10 protein-coding genes are annotated in these 11,285 nt (G+C 42.4%); 3 read left to right on the top strand and 7 right to left on the bottom strand.

Features of this window, described 5'->3' with window-relative positions; all coding sequences use genetic code 11:
• Nucleotides 1-339: 339 nt before the first annotated feature.
• Both A7D23_RS06700 and A7D23_RS06695 read right to left on the bottom strand, forming a co-directional pair.
• A complete protein-coding gene (locus A7D23_RS06700) occupies nt 340-801 on the bottom strand; it encodes a hypothetical protein (protein WP_019226119.1) in 462 nt (153 codons plus the stop codon).
• A 19-nt stretch (nt 802-820) separates the two neighbouring features.
• A complete protein-coding gene (locus A7D23_RS06695) occupies nt 821-1,258 on the bottom strand; it encodes a hypothetical protein (RefSeq protein ID WP_019226118.1) in 438 nt (145 codons plus the stop codon).
• A 336-nt stretch (nt 1,259-1,594) separates the two neighbouring features.
• On the opposite strand from A7D23_RS06695, the gene A7D23_RS06690 reads away from it, so the two are divergent.
• The gene (locus A7D23_RS06690) at nt 1,595-1,780 is read left to right on the top strand and encodes a hypothetical protein (RefSeq protein WP_019226117.1); all 186 of its coding nucleotides are present in this window, start codon (nt 1,595-1,597) and stop codon (nt 1,778-1,780) included.
• Nucleotides 1,781-1,842: 62 nt separating this feature from the next.
• On the opposite strand, the gene A7D23_RS06685 is transcribed toward A7D23_RS06690, so the two are convergent.
• Nucleotides 1,843-2,178 (bottom strand): phage holin family protein, encoded by a 336-nt coding sequence (locus tag A7D23_RS06685; protein WP_019226116.1) that lies wholly within the window; start codon nt 2,176-2,178, stop codon nt 1,843-1,845.
• A 63-nt stretch (nt 2,179-2,241) separates the two neighbouring features.
• The gene (locus A7D23_RS06680) at nt 2,242-2,466 is read right to left on the bottom strand and encodes a sigma factor-like helix-turn-helix DNA-binding protein (protein ID WP_019226115.1); all 225 of its coding nucleotides are present in this window, start codon (nt 2,464-2,466) and stop codon (nt 2,242-2,244) included.
• Here A7D23_RS06680 and A7D23_RS06675 point away from each other — a divergent pair.
• Nucleotides 2,466-2,942, top strand: coding sequence for a hypothetical protein (locus A7D23_RS06675; RefSeq protein ID WP_019226114.1), 477 nt, complete (start codon nt 2,466-2,468; stop codon nt 2,940-2,942). The two genes, A7D23_RS06680 and A7D23_RS06675, sit on opposite strands and share 1 nt — an antisense overlap.
• A 421-nt stretch (nt 2,943-3,363) precedes the next feature.
• Nucleotides 3,364-7,056, top strand: coding sequence for an Ig-like domain-containing protein (locus A7D23_RS06670; RefSeq protein ID WP_020424308.1), 3,693 nt, complete (start codon nt 3,364-3,366; stop codon nt 7,054-7,056).
• A gap of 69 nt (nt 7,057-7,125) precedes the next feature.
• On the opposite strand, the gene A7D23_RS06665 is transcribed toward A7D23_RS06670, so the two are convergent.
• From A7D23_RS06665 to A7D23_RS06655, 3 genes are all read right to left on the bottom strand, one after another.
• Nucleotides 7,126-8,193, bottom strand: a complete 1,068-nt coding sequence (locus A7D23_RS06665) for a hypothetical protein (protein ID WP_019226113.1) — start codon at nt 8,191-8,193, stop codon at nt 7,126-7,128.
• A 336-nt stretch (nt 8,194-8,529) separates the two neighbouring features.
• A complete protein-coding gene (locus A7D23_RS06660; RefSeq protein ID WP_019226112.1) occupies nt 8,530-9,138 on the bottom strand; it encodes an ATP-binding cassette domain-containing protein in 609 nt (202 codons plus the stop codon).
• On the bottom strand, nt 9,135-11,117 hold the full coding sequence (locus A7D23_RS06655; RefSeq protein WP_019226111.1) for a DUF1430 domain-containing protein: 1,983 nt from the start codon (nt 11,115-11,117) through the stop codon (nt 9,135-9,137). The genes A7D23_RS06660 and A7D23_RS06655 overlap by 4 nt, the downstream gene beginning before the upstream one ends.
• Between the last annotated feature and the right edge of the window lie 168 nt (nt 11,118-11,285).

Genomic DNA, 11,285 nt, shown 5'->3' with positions numbered 1-11,285 from the left:
CAAACACATCCAGACTGGGTGATTCCATTACTCCCGGCAAATGCTCCTGAGCATTGCCGAGTACCGTATGCTAAGAGCAAATGCGACGAATGATTTTTATATGACGCGAGCCTGCTGGTTACGGCGGGCTCTTTTTTACGCCGCTAGAGTTTACGCTTACAAAAAGAGAGTGATAAACTAAGCCATTACATATAAGAATTGAAAAACCAGGAGAATGAGTCAATATATCTCATCTTCTGGTTTTTTGGTTGTGTGGTTTAAGCGAAAAACAAAGTGTTTTTCAGTGGCCTCGATAAAACCCCTCTTTATGTTAGGAAGAACTCACCTGTAATTTGAAACTTATTTGCCTACAGCTGCAGCTTTTGCGGCTGCTTCTTGTTTGGCTAATTCTGCTTGGCCTGCATCGGAGGCTGAATTGAAGACTTCAAATTTTCCTATTACCGTATCGCCATCAGACGCATATAATGGAATCTCTGAATATGCAGGGGCATTTTTCATTTTCTCCATATACGCAACGGCTTCCTGCGGATTCTGAGGTTGATCTTTGTCTAAATCAGCTTTCTTAATATATCCAATTGTTCCATCAGTTCCCTGAGCCTGTATCAAATCCGGAAATTGCACAGATGTGGATGCCATGTTGGTGCCATAGGTTTGTCCATGGGCATTTACTTTGTAGTTAGGAGCAACATTAGAATTATCCGAGTCTGCTATCGCAGATATTGCTCCAAGACTCAAAGAGCCTGCTAAAAGCCCTATAGCTAAAGCTATACCGATAGTAAAAATACCAGATTTTTTTAACATATTTTTCAACCCCCCTTCTTTAATTACTTTGTCTTGGTGAGTAAGCACACGGTTCTTCTAAATAACCACTCCCATTGTACATTCTAAAACTTCCACCGGCATAATATGTGCCTTTGACACTTGTATATGGAGAAGTAGCAGTTAACATTACCTGAGGAGAACTATTGTATGCCCAAGGGCTGTACTTAACACATGTCCCTGCGTCATTATACATATAAGCACTAACCCCCATATAACCTGTTGGCGCACTTCCATTTGTGCAGGACATTATAGCACTGGCAGAAGCAAAACTAGGAGATGTAGTAATTGTGCAATAACCGTTATAGATATACCCTCCATAATTCATACCAAAGTTTGTTACTGGGCTGGATGCTTGACCGGCATACGCCATGGTCGCAACAGAGAGAAATAAACCAAGAAAAAATAGTATGAAAGAAACTCTTAACTTTCTAATCATATTATACTCCTTTCTAATTTATACAGGCAAATTTTTCCTTCCAATACTAATAGACAACATAGATTACTTTTTGCAACACATATTTAGGATTTTTTTACTCCTGAGACTGTCCCTAAAACGGCAACGGCGCCAATTGGCACTTTTCGTATCAATATTATTTTCAACTGGAGCTAACCGACTACCCCCCTTTAAATTTAGACATAAATCAAAAATGCAAAGCAGGCAAGAAAGAATTAAGTTCTAAAATATATTTCCAGACTGGTTGCTAAACCCTTACTATTTTTCTTTTTACTCATTGAATTAGCTAATTCGATGAGTAAAAAGGAGGATACTGTAATGAGTACAAATGTTTATGGAGGCCCAGGAAACAAAGCGTATGCCGTGGTGGGATATCTCGATGCACTCGATCCCTACACTGTCCTATGGGAGGAATACGGATGGAAATTTATTGAATACCCATCGGGATCCAAAAAAAAAGAGAGCGTATCTGCCAGGTTGAGCATCTACCAGGACCTTAGATAATCCTCCGAGTGAGACGTTGAAGTAAGAATATTTCTCAGGGTTTTGACCTGTAACGGTCTGAGTTAGCCTGTATCTCCCATTTGTTGCAAGACATTCTTTAACTTTTGTGGAAATGGCACTCCCATTTTAGCAATATTTTCAAGTATACTGATCCCTTCATTAGACAAATAGAACATAATCAGCATCGTTCTTAGAGTACTTCCTGAACCGATAATGTATTGATTAATAATGTTTCCCAAGGCAATTAGGGCAAATATCAATATTTTTTTACATATACCTTTAAATCCGATATTACTCGATACTTTCTTATCAAAAATCGCCAATAGGACACCAGTTACATAATCAAATGCTACAAATGCGACCAGCGCATAAACCAGGGAATCAAGCTCACCTAGCAACCATCCGAAAACCCCGCCTACAGTGCAATCATAATTTTGAGATAATTTAAAAGCAAATCCACATTAATCCCCCCAATGCCCTTGTTGTCCAAACCATTTTGCTAATTTCTTCAGAGCCCGTTTTTTTGTCTTATTAACTGCTTGTCTGCTGATTTCATTAATAGCTGCGGTTTCTGCTACGGTATAGACCAATAGATAGATCTTTTCGACAACAGATAATTCCGATTCCGTCAGCAGATGATCTATCCCTGTTAATTCCAGTTCAAAATGGGTGTCCAACGTAACCAATGCAGCTTCAGCATAATAAAGTTGCAACTCCGTTTTATGCTTCGGCAAGTACAAGTTCGACCATACTAATGAACATGGGTGTTGGCGAAGCCGTTGTTACCGAAAAAGTAGCAACAGGTTCTTTCCGCAAAGGAATCGCCGGAAAAGTTGGCTCGGGGATAATTGAGGGATATGTAATTGACAATAATATGGCAGTAGTCCGTAACAGTGCCACCAATATTTACGCACGTTATGCATTAACCGCTTGGAGCAGTCCCTCTAAAACCTCAACCGTAGGCGCCGATATCCCCGCGGGAGCAAGGCTTAAAGCTGCAGGCGGTTCTTACGACGTTGACGCACTGCATGCATTTAATAACGGCGCTATGGTTCATATTAGCGGTTATTATAGTGGAAGTACCTTCATTGCAAGGAATTGTTACGTTAACACAAACTGGGCTTCAGGAAGTACTGGCAGTTACTATGTTTACTTTGGTTAAGACATCTAGTAAGTCCAAAAGTGAAAAAGGCGACCTTCGGGTCGTCTTCCTCTTTTATTTAACCATAACAAGCGACATAGTGTTGCAACATTTCCAAAAGTGCAAGTTGACATCAACCCAATGTAACGTAAATGGCGCTTCATTATAATTAGCAGACAATCTATGATTGATCTCTCTTCCGTTACAGACTTTTCTTCTGTCTTCAAATTTCCGAGTTTTTGCCGAGTTTTTGCCGTTTAACAAGTTGCTGAGGAAATATAATCAAGCTGAAGGGAGAAATATTACAGAACGGCTAAACTATTTTCTTGATTTTAGGGCCTTAGAAAAAAGTTACCAAGCAAGTTTACGAATATCCATATTTCTTCTCTTTGCTAATTAATCAGCTGGTTCAAAAAATTTTTAAAAACAAAGGAGAGATATTATGTCAGTAAAAGTAAATACCGCAAGCGCTTCAACTGTATATCATGGACCAAGTTCCAGCATTTATGCCTCTGTGGGCAGTGTTGGCATAGAGCAAGTCGAGGTCTTCGCCGTGGAAAAAAACTGGTTCTATATCGAGTACTACACCGGAGCCACTACCAGGAAAAGAGGCTATGTCCCGTACAACACAATCACGAATCCGGCTACTGTAGCGGCCAGCGTCCCGACCCGGTCTTTAACCGGCTATGCCGATGTTTCAACCCTAAACATTACGGTATGCACAGGTCCGGGAACCTCAACCACTTATCCATTACCCGGGAATGTCTATGCCACGGAAGGTTTCACGCGTTTTAATGAAACCAGTGGGAGCTACACGTATATTGAATACAGTACATCGTCTGGCACCAAACGTGGATACGCCTTGACCAGTCAACTTGCAAGCAGGAACAGGGGGGTGCTTGCGAACGTTTCATCATCTGCTACCATTTATACCGGTCCCCGCAGCAATTACGTAACCGGGGGAGGTGTTTACTCCGGAGAATACGTAGTTATCCTGGAAAAAGACGCTTCTTCCTGGTACTATATTGAATTTAACTCAACTTCCGGTAGAAAACGCGGTTACGTCGATCAAAACTTAATTACGCCATATTCTTCGACCAGCGGACTTGGATCACTGAAAACATTTCAAAATGCAGCTTCCGTCCAACAGAATGTGTATGTTTATGCCGGACCAAATTTAGGTTTTGCCTCTGTTGGCTCTTTATCCGCTGATGAGACTGTCTTTTGGATTGAGGGTGTTACTGCGGAGTCTGCCTATTCTTTTATCGAGTACACAACCTCCTCCGGTCAAAAACGGGGCTATGTGTCGGCCAGCGGTCTTCAGACTCTCACTGGAGCTGTCGTTTCGGTTGCAAACGCAGACACTGTTTATCTTGGACCAAGTGACATAAACTACGCGTCTGTAGGAAGTGTCAGCCAGAATGATCCGGTCCTGGTTCTTGGCAAGGAAAAATCGTGGTTCTATATTCATTACCCCACATCAAGCAATAAGAAAAGAGGCTATGTTCCATACGACTGTTTGAATGATCCCTCTACCGTTGCCGCAGGTGTCTCGGAGAGGACGTTTACGGGTTGTGCCGATGCAACCAACCAGGATCTGACGGTCTATACCGGACCGTCGAACAATTACGCCGCTTCTGGAACTGTCTATTCTGGTGAAGGGGTCACCCGCTTTAATGAAAGTCAAAACGGCTTCACCTATATTGAATTTAGCTCCCCCTCCGGAACGAAAAGAGGTTATGTCGATACAACGCAATTAGCAGGCAGGAACAGAGGCGTTCTGGCTGAAGTCACTTCCACTCCCGGCGCTGTCTATTGCGGCCCGGATACAACCTATTTCTTAAGCGGGGGGCTCTCACTTGAAGAATTCGTCGTCATCCTGGAAAGAGACATTTCTTCTATTTATCCGACACAATGGTATCACATCGAATACAATACTGCATCAGGACGGAAAAGAGGCTATGTCAGTCAAAATTGCCTGACTGCTGCAGGCTCTCTGAATTCTGTTCCGGCATTGCGAACAGGTACCGGGTTAGCAAAAGCTGTCGGGAACCAAACCGTATATACCGGACCAAATACCAATTTTACAACAATCGGCACAATTTTTGATAACGAAAGAGTAAGCATACTAAGCAGCGCCTCGGTAGAATCAGCCTATGCTTACGTCGAGTACAACACAGGTGGTTCGGCAAGCAAGCGCGGCTATGTATCGACAGGAGTCCTTCAGTCGACTTCAGTGACCCTGCCAACTATTTCCGTTGCCAATGTCGTAGAAGGAAGTTATGGTACCAGCGGCAACAATCGTTCCCTTAACTATTACAAAATTGGCAGCGGCAGCAATGTTCTGGCGGCGGTATTCGCAGTTCACGGATTTGAAGATGCCTGGGCGGCTGACGGCGAGGAGCTGGTCAAAATCGCTAAAACGACGATTGAAGAACTTGCTGCGGAAAACCTCTCCGCATGGACAATCTACGTTATTCCCTGCGCCAATCCGGATGGAATTCTGGACGGTTGGACAAATAACGGTCCTGGCCGGGCAACAGTCAACGCAGGTAAGGATATTAACCGTTCCTTTCCGTATACCAATAATAATGACTTTTATCCCTATACTAACAGCCGGAATTTTAACGGCTCATTGGCACTGGGTTCAGTTGAATCGCTTGCCCTTAGCCAAGCCTTGCTGCAATGGCAAAGCGAAGCCCAAACCATGGTTTTATTGGATGTTCACGGCTGGCTCAATGAATCTCTCGGGGATACTACGATCGGGCAATATTTCCAGACTCAGTTCGGCTCAACTTTTAGTCTTAGCACATTATCTAGTTCCGCCAAAGGCTATGTAAGTCTTTGGGGACAAAATAAAGGCATGCGCGCGGCGTTAATTGAGCTTCCCTTCCCCAGCTCATCACAAGATATCATTGACAGGGATTTTGCCGGGAAATTCGTTTCAGCTACGTGCAATATGCTGAACGCTATCGCTTCAAGTGTGGCCGTCACGGGCGTCACGGTATCTCCCAGCCAAGTAACGCTTGCTTACAATCAGACCCAGCAGCTTACTGCGACCGTGTCCCCGTCCGACGCAGCGAATAAGGCAGTAATATGGTCAAGCAACAATACAAATGTGGCAACAGTGAACAGTACTGGCCTAGTAACCGCAGGCGCAGCTTCAGGAACCGCAACGATCACTGTTCGGACTGTAGACGGCAGTTTTGCAGCAAACTCAATGGTGACCGTTGCCTCAGCATCTATTCCTGTTACAGGTGTAAGCATGAGCCCAACATCTGTCACTTTGGATGCGGGAGATACCCAACAGCTAACAGCTACCGTCGTTCCAGCCAATGCGACTAACAAGGCGGTTACTTGGTCGTCTAGTAATACAAGTATTGCAACTGTCAACAGTAATGGTCTGGTAACTGCACAGGCAACTGGATCAGTAACTATTACCGTAACAACAAATAGCGGAGGATTCACAGCAACAACGGCGATAACCGTATCTAATAATGGAGGCGTCCCTGTAGGATACAAAACCTATAAAGTGGGTGCTACGTTACCAAGCGGCGGTCCATTTGCTGGCTGGGCAGTAACTCAAGGATTTAATGACAAAGAAACAAATAACAAAGGACATCTGGGTTACGATATTGCCCTTGGAAGCACTGGCACCCCTGTAAAGCCCATATTCGGCGGAACTGTAGCATTTGTTCGACCTGATAATTCAACTGCGAACGGGAGAATCGTTGTCATCGAGCATAATTTAACTGGAGTCCGGACATTCTATTCCTCTTACTCACATTTAAACTCTACGAGTGTTAGTGCCGGAGACTCTGTGACAACCAGTACGACAATAGGCACTATGGGCGGTTCTGCAAGTGGCAGTAATTCAGGTGTCCCCATTCACGTGCACCTTTGTACCTATACTAAGAGCAGTTATGCTACTGATCCAATGGGCTATTGCAGCGCTACCGATCCAAACACCGGCTATCACCCGTTAAAGTTTGAACAAGCTGCCGGAAGCTACTACAACGACTATTACTATGGCGGGGATACGAGTAAGTTCCCTCGTTGCGGCGGATGTTGTTTTTATGATCCATTTGGGGTCGTCAGCACCGACGGTCAAATCATTGAAGCTTTTCACCCATAAGAAAGAAATAAACAAAGAACTGGCGAGGCAACTCGCCAGTTCTTTGTTTTGTGTCTTAGTGAAGATAACTTAGTCGATCGGGCTTGTAAGTAACATTTTGGACACATGATCTGTAGTATCAAACTCCAATTTAAATATTAGCCCTCCGTCACTGTACCAAATGTTTTTAAGACCGTTTTCGTCATACCAGATATACCCGGCAACTTCAGTATACACTGCCTTTCCATATAAAGTCTGGATTTTACCGTTATCCCCAGTCTTGCTTTCGTTTTTCTCATCAGGAAACTTGGCGATGGCCGACTCCAATGAATCACCCACTTTAATACCCCTTATGAAACTAAAATCTGGGCGAGTGATTTCTATGCTGCAAAAAGAGTAGCTCTTACCTGCACCTTCAGGATAGTAAAAAGACACTACTGTATCCGCGTATTTGCGTTTCATTGTCACATCGATACGTCCACCTGTTTCTGGCACCATTTCCACATCAACCACAGGGCCGAAAAGCGTATCTGCTTTCTCTATCGTTAAGTCCGAAGTAAAACCGATAATCTCTCTCGTAAAAAATGGCAGTTTGTACATTACCTGCTTCGTTTGGTCTGCAGAAACCTTTTTAAAAGATGTTGACAGCTGGGTTTGCTTCTGCTGGTCATAGGGAAGTAATTGGAGGTTATTATAGGTAATCTGCAGGTATCCATTATTGATGACAAGAGTACCCTCTACGTGCTGAAGCTTATTTGAGGATTCTTTCTCCCCTGCGGAATAGGAGGCTTTGCCATCCGAGTCCTTCTGGGCATACGTACTGAATCCTCCTTGTGTAATTTTTCCTTCTTCATCATATTCCACAACAAAAAGATGGAAATCAAACCCGTTTTCCGTTTCATTATAGACTTGGATTTGAGCAATGTTTCTGTCACCGTATGCATACTGCCAGACTCCTGTGAATTTTTCAACAGGTTCAACTGATTCTGCTGGTACCGTTGGTCCAGATTCCTCGGATGACTCCGATATCGCAGGTGAGTTTGACGGTGACATTGTACCAGGAACGGAGTTGGTGGTTGGGGTACAAGCAGCAAAAAGTAGAATTAAAAGCGCTAAGATCATTATTAGTTGGATAAGGGATTGAGATTGTTTTTTCATTCACCTTTCTTCCTCTCTTAGCTTCTTAAGATTACTCACTTAAAATCACTTTTAGTATACTTTGAACAGACTGAACAATGAAACTTGATTACTTATAATGTTCTTTCTTTTTTTTACCAATTATAAAAAAACACCACCAGTAATTCAAGCAAAAGATTTCATAAGCCGGCTTATTATTATATTAGGAAAGCCTTCATATATTGCAGAACTGTAAAAGCTAAAATTCGTTGTAGTCATTCTACAACACTCATTGATCACGTCCCGGCCAGTTTTTTATTTTGCTGTTTTATATTGACTTGTAAATGACATTGCATTCGCATACGTTCAAATCGAAATTTATAGGTCGATAACCCTTTGTGCCTTATCCTTAACTTTTTGATCATGGGTCACGATAATGACAGTTTTCCCTTCGGCATTCAGCGAAAGTAGAATATCCATAATTATTTGAGCGTTTTTGGCGTCCAGCGATCCTGTTGGTTCATCAGCTAAAACGATATCGCATTTTTTAAGAAATAAACGCGCCAACGCTACGCGTTGCTGCTCCCCGCCGGACAATGTATAAACCTTACTGTTCAGCTTACCTTCTAGCCCGACTCTTTCCAGCACGTCTTCAATCGTATAATTGGTTCGGCTGTCCGGCCTGATCAGCTCAAGGTTCTGTTTAACAGTTTTATTCTCTATCAGTGCAAAATTCTGAAACAGAAAACCGACGACAGAACGGAAATACGCTAATTTTTGCTTATTTGTCGTGTACTCCATTCCGTTAATTCTCAAACTTCCGGCGTCAATGGGCTCGATTAATCCAATCATGTTCAACAGGGTGGTCTTTCCCGTTCCGCTGGCACCGGAAAAGCAAACAAATTCCTGTTCCTTGATCAGAAAACTATAATCTTGAAACAGAGTCAAACCATCAAATTTTTTGGTGATACTAATTCCTTCAATCATAATACCCTTCCTTTTAGAATGGCAGGTACATTGGCTTTTTCCACTGTACTTGCCTTCTTAGCAATAAATATTAACTCAACCGCCAGCAAAATGAGCCCTCCCCAGATGAGATCGGCACCTTCGGCAATCCCTAAAAGCCCTCTAAGCAAAAACGCCAGGATGATGCTCACCAGAAAAACGACTAACGTGATAAGTATCAACCTCTTATTTCTGGCAAAGAGTGAGTATCCAAGTACTTTTTTCAGCGCCAGTTCCATTGCGTTGAACTGATACTCCAGTTTGATAATAAAACTGATCAGCGCGATTTCCAGAGCCAGCAAAAAGATTGATAAAATAACGACTAATTTCACATTGCGTAAGATAATCGCCCAATTATGTTCATAGATATCCAGGGCATTGGATTTGACCCTGATTTGATCAGACAGCTGATACTCCGTGATAAACTGATTGAAGTCCCGCTCGGGGATATTGTACATCGTATCATAGGCATAGTACATATCGTTACCTGCCTGATATTCATCAATTTTTTGAAGCGTATTATTGAAAATTATAATCGGGTTCGCCATTGGTCGGCTTACGTACTTGTTCGGCTGATTATGAATGCCCACTAGACTAACATCGCCGTCATATACTTTGGTCTTAACGCTTGAAAGAACATTTTTTCCAAAAAAAACATCGATCATATCTTTCGCGATAAAATATTCCTGAGAATCCTCCGACATACCGGACGGGATCAGTAAATAATAATCATCGTCGGCACTTTGGACCGCCTCCGCCAAGGCATAGCTCACTTTTGAGATTTCTGCAAACGAATTTTGATTTATTAGGATAACAGGGTACGGGCTGCGGAAATTAGCTGTCAAATCATTGTATTGCAAGGAATATTTTTGAAACCGTTTATAGAATTCTTGATTCATCATGCTTTCATCTGAAATTGTTTTGCCTAAGTGATTATTTACCCTGTAATTCAATTGATAGTAACTATAATCCTTATGTTCGGAAAAAAAATCATGCTGCTTATACATTAGATACCCTTGCGCCAGTACGGCGAAATTACTGGATAGAACAATGAGGGTAAGTACGGTGGTTATGAATTTCAGGATATAGTTGGCTGTAAGAAGTCCACCGCCTGAGCGTCTGGCTGCGATATCTTTTTTAAAGTTAACACGCAAAACGGCCGCATTAATCAAGGTATTAGCAATTATGAACACCAGAAAAGCCAGGGCCAATGCTTTAATTTTAAATAGTACATTGGAATTGGATAATAGGCCTAATATGAACGGCAAACTAAGGAAGGCACTGACCAGGATACCGATATCAGCCAAAGCATTTTTGCCGAAAACGGTTCGAACATCCTCCCCAAGGGTTATCCGCACCATGATCTCCTTCTTCAGGCTGATGATTTCATAAATCGTCAGCAGCAGGATCAAGCCAAAAACGATAGACCAAACCGCCAATAGATTCAGCCAAGTCTCTTTATCGGAACTGAACAATTTAGGGAGTCCGCCTCCGTATTTACCTACCAGGCTCGCTTTAAATAAGCGCATGGCTTTCAGTTGGGATTGATCGCCGATGTAATAACAGTCTTTGAACTTTTCCATCGTCTTAATCTTACTGAAATCCGCATATCTAACTTGTGTTTCTCCCATAAAAAGGCTGTTATGCTTTCCTTCAAGAATACCTTTGATTTGTAATGTTTTCAAAGCGTTGGGCGTGCCGAATACCGTGATCTCTTTGGCGTAGGCCGAGATAATCGTACTGTCCACAAAGAAGAAATCGACATCGTACGTCTTTCCTGCATTGAGAAAATCTTGGATGACTTCTTTTTCCCCGATGGCGGCTTCCCGATTCACAAAATCAAATCCCGACTGGTAATAGGATTCTTGAAAGCCGTCCAAGTAAAGAATGAACAATTCCCCATTAAAAATAAAGCCAATCGTGATTAATAAGTATATGACTATCAGTTTTATTTTCTTCATAATACAGAAAACCCTTCTAGATTAATTGTGGCAAATACGGAGCTGAAAAATGCCTCCATATCGTCATATCGTAATCAAACCTTCAAACTCACTTATATTATATCGAAAGTACATGAGCTTTCAATCTGATTGAATTGAAAGCCCCTGTATTATTCAAATACTATGCTT

Origin of the sequence: Dehalobacter sp. TeCB1 (assembly GCF_001707455.1) — a bacterium.
GTDB lineage: Bacteria > Bacillota > Desulfitobacteriia > Desulfitobacteriales > Syntrophobotulaceae > Dehalobacter > Dehalobacter restrictus.
Note: the sequence above shows the minus strand (reverse complement) of the source record. Positions and strands in the feature narration are given on the sequence as shown.

Bases quoted from the DNA above. Each gene is read 5' to 3' on its own strand.
- A7D23_RS06700 (WP_019226119.1), bottom strand. From the start codon at position 801: ATGTTAAAAAAATCTGGTATTTTTACTATCGGTATAGCTTTAGCTATA.
- A7D23_RS06695 (WP_019226118.1), bottom strand. From the start codon at position 1,258: ATGATTAGAAAGTTAAGAGTTTCTTTCATACTATTTTTTCTTGGTTTA.
- A7D23_RS06690 (WP_019226117.1), top strand. From the start codon at position 1,595: ATGAGTACAAATGTTTATGGAGGCCCAGGAAACAAAGCGTATGCCGTG.
- A7D23_RS06675 (WP_019226114.1), top strand. From the start codon at position 2,466: ATGCAGCTTCAGCATAATAAAGTTGCAACTCCGTTTTATGCTTCGGCA.
- A7D23_RS06670 (WP_020424308.1), top strand. From the start codon at position 3,364: ATGTCAGTAAAAGTAAATACCGCAAGCGCTTCAACTGTATATCATGGA.
- A7D23_RS06665 (WP_019226113.1), bottom strand. From the start codon at position 8,193: ATGAAAAAACAATCTCAATCCCTTATCCAACTAATAATGATCTTAGCG.
- A7D23_RS06660 (WP_019226112.1), bottom strand. From the start codon at position 9,138: ATGATTGAAGGAATTAGTATCACCAAAAAATTTGATGGTTTGACTCTG.
- A7D23_RS06655 (WP_019226111.1), bottom strand. From the start codon at position 11,117: ATGAAGAAAATAAAACTGATAGTCATATACTTATTAATCACGATTGGC.